17 protein-coding genes and 2 pseudogenes are annotated in these 21,335 nt (G+C 60.0%); 13 read left to right on the top strand and 6 right to left on the bottom strand.

Annotation, left to right across the window (positions count from 1 at the left end; translation table 11 throughout):
- Nucleotides 1–286 precede the first annotated feature (286 nt).
- The 6 genes and pseudogenes from A7G45_RS24265 (at nt 287) to A7G45_RS24240 (ending at nt 7,763) form a co-directional block, all read left to right on the top strand.
- Nucleotides 287–1,387: an alpha/beta hydrolase gene (locus A7G45_RS24265; RefSeq protein WP_308204156.1), complete on the top strand. Its 1,101-nt coding sequence runs from the start codon at nt 287–289 to the stop codon at nt 1,385–1,387.
- The gene (locus tag A7G45_RS24260) at nt 1,387–2,274 is read left to right on the top strand and encodes an SDR family NAD(P)-dependent oxidoreductase (protein ID WP_260940782.1); all 888 of its coding nucleotides are present in this window, start codon (nt 1,387–1,389) and stop codon (nt 2,272–2,274) included. The genes A7G45_RS24265 and A7G45_RS24260 overlap by 1 nt, the downstream gene beginning before the upstream one ends.
- 65 nt (nt 2,275–2,339) lie before the next feature.
- Nucleotides 2,340–3,977, top strand: a complete 1,638-nt coding sequence (locus A7G45_RS24255) for a flavin-containing monooxygenase (protein WP_260940781.1) — start codon at nt 2,340–2,342, stop codon at nt 3,975–3,977.
- Nucleotides 3,978–4,071: 94 nt separating this feature from the next.
- Entirely contained in the window at nt 4,072–5,808 is a 1,737-nt protein-coding gene (locus tag A7G45_RS24250; RefSeq protein WP_260940780.1) for an FAD-dependent oxidoreductase, read from the top strand.
- Nucleotides 5,809–6,131: 323 nt separating this feature from the next.
- Nucleotides 6,132–6,359, top strand: a complete 228-nt coding sequence (locus A7G45_RS24245) for a hypothetical protein (protein ID WP_260940779.1) — start codon at nt 6,132–6,134, stop codon at nt 6,357–6,359.
- 94 nt (nt 6,360–6,453) lie between these two features.
- A pseudogene (locus tag A7G45_RS24240) lies at nt 6,454–7,763 on the top strand (ISL3 family transposase).
- Nucleotides 7,764–7,953: 190 nt separating this feature from the next.
- On the opposite strand, the gene A7G45_RS24235 reads toward A7G45_RS24240, so the two are convergent.
- The 3 genes from A7G45_RS24235 to A7G45_RS24225 all read right to left on the bottom strand — a co-directional run bounded on the left by A7G45_RS24235 (nt 7,954) and on the right by A7G45_RS24225 (nt 11,634).
- Complete coding sequence (locus tag A7G45_RS24235; protein WP_260940778.1) at nt 7,954–9,105, bottom strand: acyl-CoA dehydrogenase family protein; 1,152 nt, start codon at nt 9,103–9,105, stop codon at nt 7,954–7,956.
- 231 nt (nt 9,106–9,336) lie between these two features.
- Nucleotides 9,337–10,587 (bottom strand): DUF445 domain-containing protein, encoded by a 1,251-nt coding sequence (locus A7G45_RS24230; protein ID WP_260940777.1) that lies wholly within the window; start codon nt 10,585–10,587, stop codon nt 9,337–9,339.
- A 210-nt stretch (nt 10,588–10,797) separates the two neighbouring features.
- Nucleotides 10,798–11,634: an SDR family NAD(P)-dependent oxidoreductase gene (locus A7G45_RS24225; protein WP_260940776.1), complete on the bottom strand. Its 837-nt coding sequence runs from the start codon at nt 11,632–11,634 to the stop codon at nt 10,798–10,800.
- 274 nt (nt 11,635–11,908) lie between these two features.
- On the opposite strand from A7G45_RS24225, the gene A7G45_RS24220 reads away from it, so the two are divergent.
- The 3 genes from A7G45_RS24220 to A7G45_RS24210 all read left to right on the top strand — a co-directional run bounded on the left by A7G45_RS24220 (nt 11,909) and on the right by A7G45_RS24210 (nt 14,607).
- Entirely contained in the window at nt 11,909–13,483 is a 1,575-nt protein-coding gene (locus A7G45_RS24220; RefSeq protein ID WP_260940775.1) for a flavin-containing monooxygenase, read from the top strand.
- 286 nt (nt 13,484–13,769) lie between these two features.
- On the top strand, nt 13,770–14,246 hold the full coding sequence (locus A7G45_RS24215; protein ID WP_260940889.1) for an SRPBCC family protein: 477 nt from the start codon (nt 13,770–13,772) through the stop codon (nt 14,244–14,246).
- Between the two features lie 139 nt (nt 14,247–14,385).
- On the top strand, nt 14,386–14,607 hold the full coding sequence (locus A7G45_RS24210; protein ID WP_260940773.1) for a hypothetical protein: 222 nt from the start codon (nt 14,386–14,388) through the stop codon (nt 14,605–14,607).
- Here A7G45_RS24210 and A7G45_RS32770 read toward each other — a convergent pair.
- Nucleotides 14,594–14,770: pseudogene (locus A7G45_RS32770) on the bottom strand (SDR family NAD(P)-dependent oxidoreductase); the annotation flags it as partial. The gene A7G45_RS24210 and the pseudogene A7G45_RS32770 sit on opposite strands and share 14 nt — an antisense overlap.
- 138 nt (nt 14,771–14,908) lie before the next feature.
- On the bottom strand, nt 14,909–16,138 hold the full coding sequence (locus A7G45_RS24200; RefSeq protein ID WP_260940770.1) for a DUF445 domain-containing protein: 1,230 nt from the start codon (nt 16,136–16,138) through the stop codon (nt 14,909–14,911).
- A 442-nt stretch (nt 16,139–16,580) separates the two neighbouring features.
- Here A7G45_RS24200 and A7G45_RS24195 point away from each other — a divergent pair, with 442 nt between their 5' ends.
- The 4 genes from A7G45_RS24195 (at nt 16,581) to A7G45_RS24185 (ending at nt 20,941) form a co-directional block, all read left to right on the top strand.
- Nucleotides 16,581–17,492, top strand: a complete 912-nt coding sequence (locus tag A7G45_RS24195) for an oxygenase MpaB family protein (protein ID WP_260940769.1) — start codon at nt 16,581–16,583, stop codon at nt 17,490–17,492.
- 4 nt (nt 17,493–17,496) lie between these two features.
- The gene (locus tag A7G45_RS32765) at nt 17,497–17,898 is read left to right on the top strand and encodes a Rieske 2Fe-2S domain-containing protein (protein ID WP_407667544.1); all 402 of its coding nucleotides are present in this window, start codon (nt 17,497–17,499) and stop codon (nt 17,896–17,898) included.
- A gap of 257 nt (nt 17,899–18,155) precedes the next feature.
- A complete protein-coding gene (locus A7G45_RS24190) occupies nt 18,156–19,301 on the top strand; it encodes an acyl-CoA dehydrogenase family protein (protein ID WP_260940768.1) in 1,146 nt (381 codons plus the stop codon).
- A gap of 101 nt (nt 19,302–19,402) precedes the next feature.
- Nucleotides 19,403–20,941: an aldehyde dehydrogenase family protein gene (locus A7G45_RS24185; protein WP_260940767.1), complete on the top strand. Its 1,539-nt coding sequence runs from the start codon at nt 19,403–19,405 to the stop codon at nt 20,939–20,941.
- A gap of 158 nt (nt 20,942–21,099) precedes the next feature.
- Here A7G45_RS24185 and A7G45_RS24180 read toward each other — a convergent pair whose 3' ends face one another.
- Nucleotides 21,100–21,255: a hypothetical protein gene (locus A7G45_RS24180; RefSeq protein WP_260940766.1), complete on the bottom strand. Its 156-nt coding sequence runs from the start codon at nt 21,253–21,255 to the stop codon at nt 21,100–21,102.
- Nucleotides 21,256–21,335 lie beyond the last annotated feature (80 nt).

Raw genomic sequence — 21,335 nt, 5'->3', positions numbered from 1 at the left:
TGGGTCTACAGATACAACCAATCGGACGGGCTATCGAGACCGACGATCCAACTTGATCGCAACTTCGGTTCGATGTCGGCTTTGGCTCGGTGTCGTTCCGGGCGACTTGACCTGCACAGATAAACCGCAGATGCACTCCTTCCGGCTGTGTAGGCCCGTGAGTGAAGAGCAAATCAGTTTGATCGAACTGTTCGATTTGATCGGCTGGACTATTGCTCGAATAGACACACGAGTCTATTATCTGTCTTCAGTCATTGAAGTCTCGGGAAAGTGAGTACGCATTCACATGCCTGTTGAACGCGCTTGGGTCGCGCAGTCCGACGTCGGGTCACGTGACGGATGGACTGTCGGAGCCCCCGGCCTGGCGCGCATCGCCTGGAGTGGTACCCCTAGCGCAGCGTCGTGGTGGTTACCCGCTGCGCTCCGGCCCGTGACAAGAACCGTCATCAATCTCGTTTGCGCGGCAGGCGAACGTAGGTTGAGGCATGACCCGCGGACGATCGGGCAGTGGGCGGTGTGGCCCAAGCTCGTAACGTTCGACAATGCCATAGGCCGGGTGATGCGGCCGCCGAAGGGGACTGCAACCGCGCCTGTCGAACTGGTCGACTGTCGCGCCGAGTGGGTCCGAGCAGCGGGCGTTCGTCCAGGCGGTCGTGTCGTCCTGTACTTCCACGGAGGTGCATTCATTGCTGGCGGACTGGGATCTCATCGGCAGATGACCGCTCGGATCTCCGCGGAGGCCGATGCCAGCGTGCTCAATGTGGCGTACCGAATGCTTCCCCAATGGACCATCGAGGATGCGATTGACGACGGGGTGGCCGCCTACCGAAAGCTGCTGGCCGATGGCATAGAACCAGCGCGGATCGTCATCGGCGGAGATTCCGCAGGCGGCGGGCTCGCGTTTCTCGTCGCGTGCGCGTTACGCGAGCAAGGTTTGGCTCGACCTGCGGCGATTGTGGCCCTGAGCCCATGGGCCTATCTCGATCTGTCCGATATGCACGCACATCCCACCGCGTCCCGTGATCTCTTGGCGCTGCCTCGACTCGCGCAGCTCGTGACGGCGCTTCTCAATAGGAGTCGTCCACTCGACCAGGTCCCGTCGCCGGCCAACTGTGATCTCCGTGGCCTACCTCCGGTTCTGATCCACGCAGGGACCAAGGAAACGCTCGAACCGGACGCCGTCAAACTTACAGAGCGGCTGGCGGCTTCGGGTGTGCCCGTTGAGTTTAAGCGCTGGCGTGGGCAGGTCCACGTTTTCCAATTCACCGCGGGGGTAGTTGCCGAGGGGCGACAGGCGCTCCGCGAGATCGGCGACTTCATCAAACAGTTCACTGCCGATGGCGCGGCGGTTGATATCCCGGGTACGGCTGCAATGACAGGACATTGATGGACACCGGACACACATCGGTCAGGCAGATCTCTCGGGGAACGCTGCGGATGCGACGATCAGTAAAGGACTTCAGCGGCAAGGTGGCGGTGGTTACCGGCGCCGGGTCGGGCATCGGTCGAGCGACGGCAATCCTTCTTGCTGAACTCGGCGCCAAAGTTCATGTCGTCGACATCGATGACGAACGCGCCCAGAACGTGGCATCGGAGATCAAAGTGGCTGGGGGCAGGGCGGTTTGGCATGTCGTGGACGCCACCGACTCCACCGCGGTCGAGCTTCTGGCGGATGCGGTGTTCACCGAGGATGGCCGGGTCGACGTCCTGCACAACAATGCCGGCATCGCCGCGATGGGCGCAGTAGAAGAGACGCCGCTGCAAACCTGGCGCCGCCTGGTCGAACTCAATCTCATGGGCGTCGTGCACGGCGTCCATGCCTTTGTGCCCCGCATGCTCGCCCAGGGCGAAGGACACATCGTCAACACCGCCTCTGCCGCGGGACTTGCGCCAGTGCCTGGGATGGTTCCGTACGCGACGACCAAACACGCCGTGGTCGGTCTGAGCGAATCGCTCAACGCTGAGCTCTCCCGACGCGGGGTCTACGTCACGGCGCTGTGTCCCGGGACGATCAACACCGCAATTCTGGACGCGACCATCTACAGCGACGCCCTAGTTGGCGCCCGCGATCACCTGGATAAGCGCGCGTCACAGCTGGCCGCCAGCCCCGACAAAGTAGCCGCTGCTGTCGTCGACGCGATCGTGCGGCGGCAGCTGATCTGCACCGTGCCCAATATTCAGGTCCGCCCGATCTGGTTGCTCTGGCGGATCTCACCAGTCCTAGTCCAACCGCTCTCGCGCCTCATGAAGCGCGCTTTGTTCGGTCCGAGCTGAAATGTGTTGCCGCACCGTTCATTCCACCGACAGACCTCCCAACCAAACGATTTGAGTGACACGCGATGGCCATGAAAAGGGCAAACCAAAAACCCGCCCAAAACCTAGATGCGCTGGTTGCAGTGATTGGTGCCGGTCCGGGTGGTATCGCTACGGGCGTCTCGCTGATGAAGGCCGGTATACACGACTTCATCGTCATCGATCGTGCCGATGATGCCGGCGGAACGTGGTACGAGAACACTTATCCCGGTATTGGTGTCGACATCCCCTCCGTCTTGTATCAGTTCTCATTCGCCCGCAGCGCAGACTGGAGCCGCAGCTACGCCAGGGGCGCCGAAGTACAGGCCTACAACGACGGGGTGATCGATAGGTTCGGGCTGCGTCCGCACCTGCGTTTGAATACAAACGTCGTGCGCGAGGAGTGGGACGAGCAGAGCCATCACTGGAGGCTTCACATCGCCGACGGAACCGTGATCGTTGTTCGGTATCTCGTCAGCGCGGTCGGCGGATTTGTCAATCCGAAGCTTGACCCCGGGATCCCCGGGGTCAAGGACTTCCGCGGCAAAATCCAGTATCCAACGAGTTGGGACCACCAGTACGACTACACCGACAAGCGTGTAGGGATCGTCGGGACGGGCGCGAGCTCGGTCCAGATCACGCCGGCAATTGCGCCACGGGTTGCCGAGCTGGCGGTGTTCCAACGCACTCCGGTCTGGGCTTTGCCCAAGCCGGACTTTTCGATAACGCCACTACTTCGGCGTGCGCTGAAGATCCCAGGTGTGCAAGCTGGCATCAACTTCACCTCGCTGGTGATGCTGGGCGGCATGGTGAGCTTCCTCAGCCGGTCGCCGATCTGGGCGGTCAAGCCGATCTTGCAGATAGCCGACCGCAGCGCGTCGGCCCTGTACCGGGTTTGGCTGAAAGCGGTGGTGCGCGATCCGCAGGTGCGGCATCGGCTGACTCCCGATTTTGGAGTCTTAACTAAGAGGCCAACCTTCTCGAACACATATTTGCAGTCCTTCAACCGCGAGAACGTGCAGTTGATCGTCGAACCGATCGAACGATTCACCGAAAACGGGATCCGCACCGCTGATGGCGTCGAGCACGAACTGGACATGATCGTGCTTGCCACCGGCTACGAACTCTTCTCTGACCCCGAGACCTATCGACCCGGCACCGTCACCGGCAGGGACGGGTTCGACCTCGCTGAGTTCTTCGCCGATAATCACCTGCAAGCCTACGAAGGCGTCGCGATTCCGAAATTGCCGAACCGCTGGATGCTCGTCGGCCCGTATTCATGGACCGGCTCCAGCTGGCAGGCGATGATCGAGCTGACCGCCCAGCACGCAGTGCGAGCAATCGGCGAGTCTCGCAGGCGCGGCACGACAAAGGTAGAAGTCACGCGTGACGCCCACGATGACTACCACGCGACTGTATTCCAGCGTGCCGAGTGGCTCCGCTATTACCACGACGTGCTCAACGGACACGCCCGCACCTACTACCGCAACTCGCAAGGAGACATCGCGTTCCTGCGGCCATCCGGCTTCTTCGAGGCTCGGCGTGGCCTCACCAAATTTCCTTTCGATCACTACGCCTTCGACGGACTGCCCAAGGAATCAGAATTTCATACACCGACTCGGGGAAGAGGGGCCCAGGCAGGCGCGGTGAGGAGCGCCGCGGGTATTGAGCGCCTTACACCATAGTCCATTCACGGTCGGTCACACATAAACTATTTATGTGTTCAAACCGAGTCAGCGATACGCATCGACTATTTGTCCCACATATTGGAGGTAGCAAATGAGCCAAGCGTTTGGTGATCAGCCAGCCAACGGTCTTCGGAAACATTCGGCCCAGCCTCGTGTTGCCGTCTTCGGGGGAGGTGTAGGGGGCCTGACTGCGGCTCATGTCTTGGCGCGCCGAGGATTCGAAGTGCAACTTTACGAGCGTCACAACGTCCTCGGCGGTAAAACTCGCAGTTGGACCCTCGACAATACTGGCACGGACGGTCGTGCCGATCTTCCCTCGGAGTTCGGACCACATGGGTTGTTCGGCAGTTATCGCAACTTAGGCGAGACCTTGCGCGAAATTCCTACCGAGGATGGACGTACCGTTCTGGATAACGTGACCTCCGGACCCCCGAATGTGGTCGCATCTACTTCATTTCTAGGTAAGTTATTGCAGATGACGGTCCCTTCTGTTCGATTCCGCAAGAACGTCAACTGTAGAATAGTCTTGAGATTCATCAGGGGTGCGCTAACAATGCTTGGCAGCGGCTCGCTCACGTTTAGAGACAAGGCGATTCTCGCGAGTAAAGTCGTTGCGATGATGACGAGCGGCGAGAAACGGCAATGGCGCCATTTTGAAAACATATCTCTCGCCGACTTTGTGCATGCAGATCGCCTATCGGCAAATGCGCGGAGGCTCCTGCAGACTTCGACGCAAGGGAATCCGGGCCTTATAGAGAATTACAGTACGCGGGCATATGCAATCGGCACTATCATCGAAATTCTCGGAGTGTTGCTTCGAGGTCTTGGGCCTGGGTTCAAGGATATCGTCGGCTTCTTCTCATCGCCGACAAATGAAGCGTGGTTCGACCCGTGGAGAAAATATCTCGAGAGCCTCGGCGTGGCTATTAATTTGGATCATCAATTGGTCGATCTTTCCTGCAGCGACGGACGAGTAATTGAAGCGACTGTGAAACTCCCTAACGGCGAACTGCTGCCGATTGACGCAGATTGGTATATCTTGGCGGTGCCTTTCGATAAGGCCGCTCAGCTGATGAATCGCGCACTTACGGCCGCGGACCCCGCACTCGGAAGGATTGCAAATATCAAGCACAGCAGTTGGCTCGGGGCGGGGCAGATCTACCTCAGAAAGAAGCAGACGCCGGCATTCGGTACTTTCTATTTGCCGCTAGATCAGCCTTGGGCTCCCGCCATCGTGGACCAATCGGCAATCTTTGGAGGATCGTTCCACGAAAATTATGGTGACGGATCGGTTGTCCAATATCTGTCCATTGATGTGGGAAATTGGGACGAACCAGGAATTCTATATAGTAAGACTGCGAAGCAATGTTCGGAAACGGAGTTCTTCGAAGAGTTTCGGGCGCAAATCCGCGCCGCACTCAACGACGATACAGTTCTCGCAGACGCCGATATCCATAGCCGTGATTTCAATCCCGCCATCACCTGGCCGACTAGCGGAGGGTTGGCCACGCATGACGAACCGCAGCTCGGCGTGGATGTGGGCTGCTGGGCGAACCAACCTACTGCGGTAACCGGTGTCCCCAATCTCTTCCTAGCGGCCTCCTACGTACGGACGGGGCACGGATTGGACAGCACCGACAGCGCGAACGAGGCTGGGAAACACGCCGCAAATGGCGTGCTAGACGCCGCCGGATCAACCGAGTCGCGCGCCCCAATCGGCCCAGTGGATGCACCACGCCCACTGAAATGGCTGTGGCGTCTGGACGATCGTCGCTACGACGCGGGGCGGCCCAACGTCTTCGATATCGTCGCGCCCGTCGCCCCGTGAACCAGTTAGGCCCCCATTGGACAAGACACCGGAAGAACGGAGAATTGCACTTGCCTCGCTTCAAGTTGCAGCAAATTGCCTACGGCGACTTTGAATGTGCCACTAACGTCTACTCGCTGACGTGTCAACTTGCGTCTGATCCAAACTCTGTTTGGCATGAATTCAACAGTTCTTCGCCTTTGAACTGGTGTCGACCATTGAAAGACGTGGTTTGGACAAGTCGAGCGCCGTATGGGGTGAACAGTACTCGCACGGCGACCCTCGCGCCCGGTGGCATACAACTGTTCGAGCGTTACATACGGTGGGAGGAGGGTGAACAATGTATGGAGAATGCGTTTTTCGTCGAGTATGCAAACGTGCCCGGACTGAAGAGGTTTGGTGAACGCTGTGCCGTCCACGCAAATGAAGGCGGAACACGGCTTGTGTGGCAATTCCTGGTCGAGCCTGCGGGCGGAAAATTTCTTGCGCCATTGGCCGGAATTCTTGTTCGGCGGCTTCTTTTGATCCTCAAAGCTGACACCGAGCGTCATTTCGGGGCTCTTCGCATTTGACGGTGTAGGGATGGTCGGCGCGTCGTTGCCGGGATAGGGGTCGAGGCCTCTCGAAGATGGAGGTTCCTACGCCGCCCATCTGAAAGACCTCGACGTGCCTGACGTTACCTTCGCTTGTCCTGATCTGACCACTTTCTGCCGCCTCGATGAACTCGGGTTGGTGGTGACCGGTCAGCACGTCGCTGCTGATCGGGCGGTGTTGGCGTGCAGGCTCGTCGAGCAGGACCGGTGGTGCCGGCGCTGCGGCGAGGAAGGTGCCTGCCGGGACAGCGTCACCCGCACGCTGGCTCATGAGCCATTCGGGTGGCGTCCCACCACCTTGCTGGTCACGATCAGTCGGTACCGGTGCGCCGGATGCGCCCACGTATGGCGGCAAGACACCAGCAGCATGGCCGATGCACGCGCGAAGCTGTCTCGCCGCGCGTTGAGGTGGGCGTTGGAAGCCATTGTGTGCCAACACTTATCAGTGGCGCGGGTTGCCGAGGCTCTGGCCGTGTCGTGGAACACCGCCAACAACGCGATCCTGGCCGAAGGCCGCCGTGTGCTGATCGAGGACCCCACCCGGTTCGACGGGGTGCGCGCGATCGGGGTCGATGAGCACGTCTGGCGTCATACCCGCCGCGGCGACAAGTACGTCACCGTGATCGTCGACGTCACGCCCGTACGCGAAGGTACGGGCCCGGCGCGATTGCTGGACATGGTTGAGGGCCGTTCCAAAAAGGCATTCAAACAATGGTTGGCCGACCGGCCTAAGGACTGGCGCGACGGCGTGGAAGTTGTTGCCATGGACGGGTTTACCGGATTCAAAACCGCCACCACCGAAGAGCTGCCCGCGGCGGTCGCAGTGATGGATCCGTTCCACGTGGTCCGCCTGGCCGGTGAGGCCCTCGACAAGTGTCGGCGCCGTATCCAATTGGCCAGGTGTGGTCACCGTGGCCGCAAGACCGACCCGCTGTATGCGGCGCGGCGCACCCTGTGCACACCGGGGCGGACCTGCTCACCGACAAACAGCAGGCCCGCATCGTGGCCCTGTTCGCCGACGATGCCCACGTCGAGGTCGAGGCCACCTGGGGCGTCTACCAGGACATGGTCGCCGCCTACCGCGCGCCGGACAAGAAAGCCGGACGGTCGATGATGGTCACCCTCATCGACACGATCAGCCACGGCGTTCCCCGGGCGCTTGGTGAGATCACCACCCTGGGACGGACGCTGGCACGCCGGGCCGCTGATGTGCTGGCCTACTTCGACCGACCCGGCAGCAGCAACGGACCCACCGAAGCGATCAACGGACGCCTTGAACACCTGCGCGGATCTGCACTCGGGTTCCGAAACCTCACCCACTACATCGCCCGATCACTCCTGGAAGCCGGAGGATTCAGACCCCGACTACACCCTGGATTATGAAGAGCCCATTTCGGTGTCGTTTGATACTGAATACTCACCGCATTTCGCGAAATATCCGGGATAGTGACCATGCGCAATTCGACGAATTTGTGCGGGCCGCGATGGATCTAGGGATGCTCGCCGCAGACTTGATCCGACCGAACTCCGATACCTCCGATGCCTGCGTCATGGTATTCCACGACATTTGTCGTCAGAGCGAGCGCGCGATGATCGACTTCATGACCTCGTTGGCGCCTGCGTAGATGCGCTGCACGCGGGCATCCTCGTACATGCGGGCGATCAGGTATTCGCGCATGTAGCCGTAACCGCCGTGCAGCTGCACGCAACGGTCGATGACCTCGCATTGCTTGTCGGTCAGCCAGTACTTGATCATGGCGGCGTCGACGGGGTCGAGCTCACCGCGTAGATGGTCCTCGACGCAACGGTCCAGGAAAACCTGGCAGGTCCGCGAGATGGTCTGGCATTCGGCGAGTTCGAAGGCGGTGTTCTGGAACTCGAAAAGGCTGTGGCCGAAGGCTTGTCGGGCCTTGGTGTACGCGACCGTCTCCTCGACCGCACGCTCCATCGCGCCACTGGCCTGTGCGCCGATGATGAGGCGTTCCTGGGCGAGTTGGGTCATCAGCTGCGCGAACCCTTGGCCCTCGGTGCTGCCCAGCAGGTTGGTGACGGGGACCCGCACGTCGGTGAAGGACAGTTCGGAGGTGTCGGCCCCGTGCTGGCCGACCTTGTCCAGGACACGGCCGACGGTGAAGCCGGGGCTGTCGCGCAGGTCGACGATGAGCAGGGACACGCCTTTGGCGCCGGCTTTGGGGTCGGTCTTGACCGCGAGGACGATCATGTCGGCGGACGAGCCGTTGGTGATGAAGGTCTTGGATCCGTTGACGACGTAGTGGTCGCCGTCGCGCAGCGCGGTGGTCGCGATGGCCTTGAGATCGGACCCGGCGCCGGGCTCGGTCATGCCGATGGCGCCGAGAATGTCGCCGGTGGCCATGCCGGGCAACCAGGTTTGCTTCTGTTCCTCGTTGCCGTATTCGAGGATGTAGTGCGCGACGATGCCGCTGTGCACCGAGATGCCGAGCGCGAAGTCACCGGAGCGGCCCTGGGCTTCGAACACCGCGAGGTCGTGGGCGAAGTTGCCGCCCCCGCCGCCGTACTCCTCGGGGACCGAGCACAACAGGAGGCCGAGCTTTCCCGCGGTGCGCCAGACGTCGCGGTCGACGCGGCGGTCGGTGTCCCAGCGGTCGGCGTGGGCGACGACCTCCCGTTCGAAGAAGTCGCGGGCCAGGTCGGAGACCGCCTGCACCTCGTCGTCGTACCAGGATGGCCGGCGGTTGTTGCTCATCTGTTTCGCTCAGTCCTTCGATTGATGGCAGATCCGCGCCCCGTGATCAACGATGCTGCAAATGACGCTAGGGCGACTCTGTCAAACTGCGGATGCGATACGGACGTGCAAACGTCGAGCGCATGGGGTGAACACTAACAGCGCACACCTAGTCAGGGGATTGTCGGACGGACGGCGGGGCCGATGTTCCTCTGACAGGCGGAGCTGTGCGCGTGGCCGGGCAGTACGCCTTTACCTGGCGATCAGGGCGAGGATGAGTTGTTCCTGTCCTAAGCCGACGAAGAATCCGAGTGCTGCCCCCAACACGATGATGATCCATTCGTCATCTTTGAATATTGGACGCAGCAGGTTTTCATACGACTGGGAGTCCATCTGGCTCATCTTTTCGGCCACTATCTCTTCAAGATTGAGCCGCTCGCCGACGTATTTCTCGATATAGTGCGATGTCTCGGGGAGCTTGTCAAGAATCATATCGGCGATCTGCTGTTTCATGTCCCGGTATTGGCGGCTGCCGACGGCATTGATGATCCGGGCAGCGAAACCCAGCTGACTATCGATGGTCTTGTAGATCTCGCTCTGGATGACATCGAAGAACTTGTCCGACATCGGGCCGGTGAGGAGGCTCTCCATGATGGCATGCGAGGTGAAGATTTCGGTGGCCATCAACGCTGAGAAACTACGTGTGACCTGGTCGCGGTCCGCCTGGAAAACCCCTTGCCATTTGAAGCCCGGGGCGACGGTGCGCGGCCTTATCGGCCGGAAGATCATCTGCAAGGCAACGTAATCGGTGAGGCCGCCAGTGAGCAGGCCGAATGCGGGCAGCGTCCACGACCACCCTGTAAGGCCGAAGGCGAGAGTCTGGATGAGGCCGATAATAAAGCCGAATACGAGCCCCGCTTTGGCGAAGAACTTGAACGCCGCACCGCCCATATCCTCGAACACTCTGAGCAATTTCCGCTTGTCGCGCACCATGTTGGTGACAACCATGTGCTTGACATCGAAGAGTTGGTGGACCTGACCTTTGAATTGGGCAAACATATCCCGCGATGCGGCAGGCATCCGCGTTTGCACGCGTGTAACGATCAAATCCTTGACCTTCGCCGGGGTCGCACGCCACATCTGGGGTTGAAGAGACATCATCATCATGTCGACGATCTCGGTGGTGGCTGCCCGCAACGGTTCACCTAGCTCCTTGACGAGCTCGTCAGGATCTAATTGGTCGAACATTTCATCTATTCGGATGATGTCCGCAGTCATCGAATCGACCATTCCGGCGGCCATTTTTGGCGCCATCCGGGGGATTTGGCCCTGCCAGCCAAGGAAGGGCTTGATGCCCTTGAACTCCACCGGATAGAACATCATTTTCAGCGCTAGCTTCTTCGTTGCCCAGCCGATCAGCGCAGCGCCGAGCGGTATCGAGAAGTAGACCCACCATGGGTAAGTGAAGATCTTCTCCCAATCGATGGTGACGTCGATCCTCACGTGACGGCCTCCTCTATTTCTGGGCACAATGCGGTAATGCGGAATGTCCGCCCGATGACCCATACGGTGTGCACTGCGTTGATCACAGGGTCGGCTCGCAGCCGTTGGTCGATGTCAGCCATTTGAGTTTATGTTCGAATTCTCGTGCTATTGCACGACTGACCAGCGACTTCGTGGCAGCGAAGGGGCTGGGTATGCGCAGAGCGCGCATCAACTGTGCAGCATTGCTTTCGGCATCAGCCGTCCGCTGATCTTGGCCACGAGTCGTTGATAGTTCGATCCCAAAATGCGCGCCAATACATCCACGACCGACGCATCCAGGCCCACGAGGATCTTCGGTTGTCCGCGTTCGACGCCCTTGAGGATCGTCTTTGCTGCGGAATCGGCGCTGGTGGTCAGCAGCCGGTCCATCCCGTTGCTGAAAGCCTCCAAGCCTTCACCTCCGACTGAGGTGGTGCTGTGCGCGAAATCGGTCTTGATCCCTCCGGGATAGACGCAGGTCACCTTGATCGGCTGCTTGGTCACCAGCATCTCCTGCCGGAACGATTCGGTGAACCCGCGTACCGCGAACTTCGCGGCGCTGTAGGCGTTCGAGGCGGGTAGAGAGAAGAGGCCGAGGATGCTGGAGGTGTTGACGACGTGTCCATCGCCGGAAGCCAGTAGGTGCGGCAGGAATGCTTTTGTGCCGTTGACCACTCCCCAGAAGTCGACGTCCATGACGCGTTCGATGTCCTTGAATTCGGAGCGTTCCACGGTGCCGATGAATCCGATGCCCGCGTTGTTGAATACGTAGTGCACCGCGCCGTAGTGGTGTGCAACTGAATCGGCCCATGCCAGGACCGACTCACGTTCGGCGACGTTGATTACGGCTGTTTCAACTTCTGGCGCAAATTTCTCGCACAGACGGGCTGTCTCCTCGAGTCCGGCTTCGTTGATGTCGCAGAGGGCCAACTTGGCGCCGCGCCGGGCTAGCTCCACGGCCAAACTACGTCCCATGCCCGAGGACGCACCGGTGACGACGGCGACCTTGTCTGAGAAGACATTCATCTACTGATTCCTTAACTAGTTGGTTGACCTGATCAATTGCGGCAGAAGCGATTTCCGTAGTCTGAGCCGGCGTGAGAGTGGCTCGTGCGAAGGTGCGGGTTCGGTTCCTACTCGAGAACACATCCTAGACAGGTATGTCTAAATAAGCTACCGTTTCCACGCAACGGTTGCTCTGCACCTGACGGGTGGAGCCTGTCGAAGCTGGCCACGCCCCGCGCGCGGCCTTCGTGCAGGCGCACGAAAACTGATGCGCTGCGCTGAAGCAAGGAGAGAAATGGCTGTGAAACGGCACCGCTCGGCGAAGGCCAATCGTGACCACGAGGTCGTTGTCATTGGCGCCGGCATTGCGGGGATCGGGATCGCCGCCCGGCTGAAGCTCGCCGGTATCGATGATTTCGTCGTCCTCGAGCGCTCCGGCGACATCGGCGGCACTTGGCGCGACAACGCGTATCCCGGGGTGGCCGTCGATGTGCCCGCCTGGGGGTATCAATTTTCTTTCGAACTCAATCCCGAGTGGTCACGTCTTTTCCCGCCAGGGGCCGAGATCAAGGCTTACCTGGACCATTGTGCCGACAAGTACGGTCTGCGGCCCCACGTGCGCCTGTTGACCGAAGTACGTGACGTCGCTTATGACGAGCAAACTGCACTCTGGACCGTTCAGACCTCGAACGGCCCGGTGCGTGCCCGATACGCGGTGATCGCGATCGGCCCATTTGCTGAACCGAAGTTACCCGACATTCCGGGCCTGGATACGTTCGAAGGCGAGCTGGTGCACACTTCGAAGTGGAGCCCAGAGGTCAACCTTGCCGGCCAGCGTGTGGCGGTGATCGGCACCGGAGCCTCAGCTGTGCAGCTGGTGCCCAAGGTTGTCGATCAAGTCGAGCATCTACACGTGTTCCAGCGCACCCCGATCTGGATCCTTCCTAAGCCGGATATGCCGCTGAAAGCGATTGGTCCGTTGATGCATTCGTTGCCGCTGTTCAATCGCGTTGCTCGCCTGGGTACCGGCGCTGCGCTCGAGGCGTTTATGGTGGCGCTCTTCGTCTATTACCGAGAATCCCAGGCGATGGCCAACGCTTCGACTCTTATTTCGAAATTGCATTTGAGGTTGCAGGTGCCGGATGCTGGAATCCGCGACAGGCTCTCGCCGAAGTACGCATTCGGATGTAAACGTCCGGGACTCAGCAACGACTATCTACGGGCATTTGCGCGGCAGAACGTCGAGCTCGTCACCGACGGCATTGAGCGCATCACCCCGCGGGGGGTGAAGACAGTCGACGGGAAAGAGCGAGACGTATCGACCCTGATCTTAGCGACCGGATTCGCTGTCGCGGACCCGGAAAGGATGCCGCCGGTCAAGATTGCCGGCAAAGGTGGGCGCGACCTGCACGCGCACTGGAATGAGAACCGCCCACAGGCCTACGAGGGCGCGTCAGTGCCGGGCTATCCGAATCTCTTCTTCGTGTTTGGCCCGTATGCGTTCAATGCAGGTTCGTACACCAACATGGTCGAGAACCAAGCCACACATCTGATCCGGGTGATCACGGAGGCCCGTCGCCGCGGTACCAGCGTCGTCGAGGTCACCGAGGAGGCGACAGCTCGCTACACTGCCGAGATCCTCGAACGCATGGAACACACGATCTTCAAATGCGCTGACTGTTCAGGCTCGAACTCGTACTACTTCGATGAACACGGCGTCACACCATTCATCAGGCCACAGTCCACCCTCCAATCCTGGTGGCGGTCCAAGAAATTCCCGCTGAATGATTATCAGTTCTCGGTGTCACCCAGCGAATCGGAGCGGACGAACGCGCCAGGCGGTCCAAAATTCAGTCTGATGAGCAACTAGCCGGCGCTCCCGGCCGACAGCTGGCAGGACTTGGCGCAACGATGATTCGCTCACGCGTGGACGGTTCGAGGCAACCTGGTCTCGTCGGGACTTCGACGGAATTGTGGCGGAACGGTCGTGCTTATCTGTGTCGCACGCCTACGAGCTGGAACGGCAATTGCTCGGTGACTGCATCTCTTGGCTCCACAGCGCGAACCACAGGCGCCGGTCCGCAACAGTCTCGTGATCAAACCCGACAACCCCGCTGGTCCGTAATCCCGCTTTCTATTAGTTGAGAGGAACCATTGTGGTATTCGTACATTCGAGTTGCCTGGTCGAATTGCCCGTCGACGCAGTGTTCAGCTACATGGTCGATTATCGAAAAATGCCGGAGTGGGTCTTCGGGATAAAGCGAATCACTCCGGTGGGCGATCTTGAATACGGCGCAGGCGCTGTGTACGAGGGCGCGCTCGACCTTGGACCCAAGACACTCAGCTCGACATTCGAAGTCACCAACTGGCGCACGGACGACATGATCGTCCTCGCGTCGATCGGCGGGTTCGACTTCACATCGACGGTTCGATTCACTGCACTCGGTGCTGCCCAGACTCAGATCGATATCGAACTCTCGTACAAATTCGGGGGCGGACTGGCCGGAAAGGCGCTCGCTCGCACTCTCGAGCCACTCATCCTCCTGGTTCTACAGCACAGTGAACGCAGTCTGCAGGACGCCTGCATTCGCGATTCTGTGGCGCCCGATCCCGCGTCGGAGACAGGTGATTGACGCTCGTCCTGGACCGCCGAGACTGCACAAGCACTCGCGCAGCCGTCGCCCTCGACGAGCTCGATGGCGGTCCTTGGGCAACGTACCCTGGGCACCCAGACACCGCGAACGGCCACGTCGCCGTCAATCCTGGAGCGTGATGAGCAACCGGCCCCATGAACCCTCCGAAGTGTGGGACAAACAAGTCTTCGCCTGGGCCACAGTCGTGCCCACGCTGGTCGGACACTTTTCTGTCACCGATCACGTCAACGGGGACGTGGTTGCGTGCGGGTGCTCATCGGATGTCTACCGGAACAAGCGGCAGTGGGCGAGCCATGTCGGCGACGTCATCGCCCGCAGCCTGGCCACCGCGACGGAATGAGACATCGGCGAGCGGCAAGTGTTTCCGACAGGGACAGCACGGCGACCTTGCTCGCGCTGTAAGCGGCCATCATCGGTGCAGCAACGAATGCGGCTGCGGACGCGACGGTGATGATGCCGGCCTTCTCAACCAGTTCCCGCAGTCTCCTCGGCGCGTTGCCCGGATATGTCGGAACCCACTACGGTGCACCTAGTCAGCAGCGGTGCGTTGGCCCAACGAAGACGTCTACGTAGTGCCAGATACGACGTGCCTGCGAGCTCGATTCGCGAGGTCCGGCATGCTGCGGCGGATTGGATTCCGACTACGTAAGAAGGAGGTGAATTTGCAGCTCGCCGACAAGGAATCCAAGGAGGCCTCCTATCAGGACGATTTTCCATTCGTCCTGTTTGAAGGCTGGCCGCAGTAGGCCTTCATATTCATCATCAGTGAGATCGCTCATCTTCTCGACGGTCATATCGCGAACATCCTCAACCGAGTCGACCGCGAACTCCTCGACCATGGTGGACAGCGCGCGCACCCGGCCGACCGTCGCGTCGGCGATGTCACGCTTGAGATGCTGGTAGTCGTGCCCGCCGACAGAGAAGACCACCAGCGGCTTGGCGATTCCCAATAGAGAGTCGAGCGCGTCGTGTACCTCGCGGGTGAGCAGCGCTTTCAACTTGTCGGCATTCGGGCCGTCGAGGACACCTTCAATAATGTTCGACGGTGTCAGTATCTCGTAGGCGATCAGGCCGGCGTAATCCTTGCTCACTTCTGCTCTGCGCTTATGAAACAGCCCCTGCCAACGAATCAGACCGAAGTATCGAGTCGGGCGGATTGGCCGGAAGATCATCTGCAGGGCAATCCAATCCGTGGCCAATCCGGTAAACGCGCCGAACGCCGGCATCACCCACTCGTTGTGTGTCAAGGCCCACGTCACCATTTGCACAGTGCCGAGTATGAAGCCGAAGGGCACACCGCTGCGAACAATAAAGGACATTTCCGCACGGCCGATTTGACGAATCAATCTAATCAGCAGAACAGTGTCGCGAGTGAGTGCATTCATCGCGACTTCTTTAAGATCGAGCACCGATGTGACATCTGCCCGCAGGTCACGAATAGTTTTTTGGATTATGCTCGGTATTTCGCCTTGGATTCTCTTGATCAATAGGCTTCGTCCAAACTCGGGCATAGCCTCCCAGATGCCTGGCTGATACTTCAACATGACTTGCCGTGTCATATCGTCCACCATGGCGGACAGCGGCTTCTGCATTTTTGTTGCAAGCTCGATGGGATCGATTCGATCGATGATCTCCTGTGGAGTTAGCAACCGGGCAAGCATGAGATCGACCGCGACCGAGGCCATACGTGGTGCGTATCGCGGGATGATTCCCTGCCAACCGAGAAATGGGCGAATGCCCCTGAATTCAACTGGGCGGAACAACATTTCGACCGCTACCAGCTTTGTGATGTAGCCGATAAACGCGCCAATAAACGGGATGGTTAGGTAGACAAGATAATTCTGTCGTATGTCGTCCAGAATTGCATTCATAGCTCACTCCCGGCAATCGTTGACTTTGTGCTGACTTAGCGGACTTAGCAAGCGTCTTCACGCGGTCGTGAACGCTCACATTCAAACGCAGGCGAAGCCGGCTCAATTCGTGTGTAGGTCAACGGCCATCGCAGGTCTTACCGGTGGCGCACCGGGCCGATCCGCGGGCGGCCTGGCTCAATGTAGACACCCGTGTCGAGATGGTCAAGGTGTGAGGTCTGTGCACTGCGTCGCGTCACATATGGCGACGCGGTCGGCCGGTCGGCGCACGCGGGTTTGACGTTCGCCGGTCGGTTTCTTCGCATCCGCAACAGAGCTTCGACCCGCAGTACCGGCCGCCACCTGCGTCGATGGCGCTAGATCTGCTCCCTGTGTCAACTGTCTTGACTGTTGGATCCGTCACACCCTTGACTATTTAGACATGGGTGTCTAAATTGGGGGCATGACGACACTGACAAGCGCTCCAAGCGCTCCTGCGGATGTGATTGATATCGAGATCGGTTCGGAGTCAGGTTTTTTCAGGCCGGATTCGGTCACTTGGAAGGTGATGCTCAGCCCTACCTATGTGCCGGGTCTGCTGTCTATCCTGGATCTGTTTGAGGCTTTTCCGCCGTGCGGCCTGATGGGTGCTCAATCGGTGACGTATCAAGATCCGATCGGCCGCTCGACCCGCACTCTTGAGTACATGCTCACGCTGACTTTCGGCGACCGGGACCAGGCTATGTCGCTTATCGAGCATGTCAATGCGATGCATGACACGATCAAGTGTCACTGGAATGGGCGCGATTACTGTGCATCGGATCCAGAGAATCTTCTGTGGCTTTATGTGCCCTTCATGCAGGCGACGATGGATGCCTATGACGCGTATGGTCCCTCGCGGTTGACCCCCGAGGAGCGCGACCAGATGTGGCGCGAAGTGGAGGTCATCGCGTTGCTGAATCGGATTCCGGCGGAGATGATTCCCACCTCGCAGGCCGAGGCCGATAAGTATTTCGAGGAGATGCGTCCGCGCCTGGCGGTGATCGAAGAATCCGCTTACGCGCACCGTTTGGTATTTCCTTTGCTGTGGGACAATGGGATTGTCCCGGTCGCGTTGGTGCCGCTGGTTCGACTTGTTGAGGAATGCGCCACGGCGTTGACGCCCGACTACGTGTTGAAACTTCACGGCCAGTACCGACCGGCCTTCGTTCGTCGCGCGACGATCGCCGCCTATCGCCCGTTGTTCAGGGCGATGGCCCTGACTCCGGGGTTGCGCGACGCGCTTCCGCGCGTGGCCGGCGAGCCGGTACTGAGCATGGTGCGCGACGCGCGCGCGCGACGGGCCGCGGTGATGAGGTCATCCCATGGTGGGTGACTGAGTGACGTTGTGGAAAGTCCCGTTTCAGGTCGTCTTTGAGGCCGTTGAGCTGATTCGAGGTGGCGTTGTCGGTGCTACCGGAGTATCTGTGGTGCCAACCCCTGACGCGGGTGGATCGGAATTGCGCTCGGGTCAAGGGAGAATCATTGACTCGGAGGATGGCAGCGTTGGGGTCTTCCGCGATGCGGCCGGAGAGTTGCATGCGGTCGTAGCGTTGTGCACGCATATGAATTGGCCACTCGAATTCGACGGCAAATCTCGATGCTGGGTCTGCCCGCGCCATGGTGCCAGGTTTGCCGTAGACGGCACGGTGCTCCGTGGCCCAGCTGACACGCCCCTATCGGTCGGCCATATATCCGCGGGCCTCCGGGCGGAACTCGACGCGTCGACGCCACCCGCCTAGCGGGCCTGGCATTCGAGAACGCTCGTGCCGTTTCGACTTGAACAAAGAGTGCAGCCGTGCTTTGCCGGCAACGAAGCGATTGGTCCGAATGGAGCCGGAGTCGGGATTTGAGTCCCATACGCCGTCTTGCGTGCGAGGCACGAGATAGCCAAACGTCGAGCGACTCGGGCAGCCAGAGCCGCCATGCTCATCGAAATCCAAGAGCGCCATCCTCCAAGGGAATTGGTGCGATTCACCTGACGAAAGGCCCGCATATTATGACGACTTACAGCTCCAGCTGGCTCGACGACGATCTCGACGCGCTCCGCGACCTCGCACGATCGTTTTGCGAGAAGGAGATTCAACCCAACGCCCAGAAATTCATCGACCAGCACCACGTCGATCGTGAGTTGTGGAACAAAGCCGGGGATCTAGGCTTGCTTTGTATGTCCATACCGGAGCAATTTGGTGGCGGCGGAGGCACCTTCGCCCACGAGGCAGTCCTCATCGAAGAGCAAGCACGGATCGGGGATACCTCCTGGGGTCAAAACGTGCACAGCGGAATCGTCGCTCACTACATCAACGATTACGGTACTCACGAGCAGAAGGTTCGTTGGTTGCCGCGAATGGCTACCGGAGAAGTCATCGGCGCCATTGGCATGACTGAACCAGGCACGGGCTCAGATCTGCAGGCGATCACAACCCGAGCGATCCGTGACAAGGATGAGTACGTCCTCAACGGCTCGAAGACATTTATTACCAATGGGGCCCAGGCCGACCTAATCGTGGTCGCGGCAAAAACGGACACTTCCGCCGCAGCAAACGGAATCTCTCTCATCGTGGTCGAGTCGGGCAGTGAGGGCTTTCGGCGGGGCAGGGTATTGGACAAGATCGGTCAGAAGGGCCAGGACACGTCGGAGCTTTTCTTCGAAGACGTCCGCGTTCCCGCTTCGAATCTGTTGGGCAGCAGCGAAGGGTTGGGGTTCGCCCAGCTGATGCAGCAGCTACCGCAGGAACGGCTCATCATCGCCCTGAGCGCGGTCGCAGTGCTCGAGGCAGCTCTTGAACACACCCTCCGTTACACCAAGGATCGCCATGCGTTCGGCAAGCCGGTATTCGCGTTCCAAAACAGTAAGTTCAAACTCGCTGAGGTAGCCACCGAGGCGCGGATATCCCGCGTGTTCATCGACGACTGCATTGACCGTCACCTTCGTCGCGCACTGGACGTCCCGACTGTCGCCATGGCGAAGTGGTGGACCACTGAACGAACCATGGCGTGTCTCGACGAGTGCCTGCAACTGTACGGAGGCTACGGCTACATGTCCGAATACCCGATTGCGCGGCTGTGGGCGGATAGCAGAGTGCAGAAGATCTACGCGGGCACCAACGAGATCATGAAGGAGATCATCGCTCGATCGCTCTAGCGATCCCTCGCGGCGGCGAGAAGAGGCGGGGGACAGGGCTTCCCGCACCGCCCCGCCCCTGTTCCACACTCGCATACCGCAACAATCAGGAGTCACTTCGAATGACCAACCCACCAACCGAGCTCGCCTCGATCGACGTCAAAAATCCCGCCGATGGCACTGTGGTCGGCACGATTGCCAACCACAGCTCCAAGCAAGTCGCGCAGATGGCTGCGAACCTGCGGGCCGCGCAAGGCGAATGGGAGTCCATCGGCCCCCGAGGGCGTGCCGATTGGTTGTTTAAATTCCAGGAGTGGATCTACGACAACACCAACAAGATTGCCGACGTGCTGCAGTCAGAAACCGGCAAGCCGCGCGCCGAAGCGCTGACCGAACCGGCTGTCGTTACCGACCTGATCGGCTACTGGGCCCGCCAGGCTGAGGGGTTCCTCACTGACGGGCACCCGGTGCAGCTGGGGCCCATGACAATTGGCAAAAGGCTCACCACCATCTATCGTCCCTATCCCTTGGTCGGTGTGATCACTCCGTGGAACTTCCCCTTCACGATGCCTGGAATCGACGTCATCCCCGCCCTGGCGGCAGGGGCGGCGGTGTTGCTCAAACCTTCAGAGGTCACTCCACTCAGTGCAGCGGAGTTCGTTCGCGGCTGGACCGAGATCGGTGCCCCGCCCGTGTTGGGGTTGGCGACCGGCGACGGCAAAGCCGGTTCGGCCGTCATCGACTGCGCCGACTACGTGCAATTCACCGGGTCGACGGCGACCGGACGAAAAGTCGCGGTGCGCTGCGGCGAACGGCTGATTCCCTACAGCCTAGAGTTGGGCGGCAAAGACCCCGCCCTGGTGCTTTCTGACGCCGACATCGAACGTGCTGCCAACGGCGTTATGTGGGGTGGCTTGTTCAACGCAGGGCAGGTATGTGTCTCCATCGAACGCGTCTATGTCGAAGCGCCCGTATACGACGAGTTCCTCGCGAAACTCACCGCAAAGGTGAAGGCACTGCGGCAGGGACAAGACGGCCGCGAATGCAAACACGATGTGGGCGCGCTGGCTACTGATGCCCAGCGGGACATCGTCCAGCGCCACGTCCGCGAGTCAGTGGCCGCCGGCGCACGCGCCGTTACCGGGGGTAAGCCCGCCAGTCCGGGCACGTTCTTTGAGCCCACTGTGCTGGTCGATGTTGACCAGACGATGACGTGCATCACCGATGAGACATTCGGGCCAACGCTGCCGATCATCAAGGTCGCCGACGAGGCGGAGGCAATCCGGCTGGCCAACGACTCGATCTACGGTTTGTCGGCCACTGTATGGAGTTCGAACGGCGAACGCGCGGAACGGGTTGCCCGTCAGCTCGAAGTGGGCGCAGTCAACATCAACGACGTGATGGTCAACATTTTTGCGTATTCCCTCCCGATGGGCGGTTGGAAACAGTCGGGTATCGGTGCCCGCAGCGGGGGCGCCGAAGGCGTGCGCAAATACTGCCGGCGACAGGCCATCACTGCACCGCGCATCCCCACACTGTCCAAGGAAATGCTCTGGTACCCGGTCTCACAAGGAACGATCGACTTTGCGCAGACGCTGTTGCGTGCGTTTGCCGCCCGCGGTCGGCGCCGTGTGAGCCTTCCGAAATGGCTGGAGTGGTGACAGCATCGGCTGACCACAGCTGGTGCCCGAGCTCCCCGCGGCGTCCTTCTTGCCTTGCCTGACATGCGGACACCTTCGCGCGGGACCAGTGGTCCCACCGTTTAGGTGTCCACCCGCTAAGGACCAAATCGGTTGTGGGTCAAAGGCATCATTGACCATTAGCGCCCACAGGCAAATTGCTCAGCGGCGGTGGACATCACGGGCGTCAGGCGAACGAGGATGTCGGCCTTTGGCGCCAATGCAGGTTCGGCCGATTCCCTTGTGGTCGAGGCAACCTGCTGGTCGCCGGGCGACCATGCCTGCGTGATCGGCATGGTCTATACCGTCAGCGTTTGCTGACGTCGCCATCCGCGCATGACGCTTCTATTGCCCTGCCGGCCGCATTGGGAACAGA

The organism is Mycolicibacterium llatzerense (assembly GCF_025331195.1).
Lineage (GTDB): Bacteria > Actinomycetota > Actinomycetes > Mycobacteriales > Mycobacteriaceae > Mycobacterium > Mycobacterium llatzerense.
The sequence above is the reverse complement of the archived record's forward strand: the minus strand, read 5'-3'. Positions and strand labels throughout refer to the sequence as shown.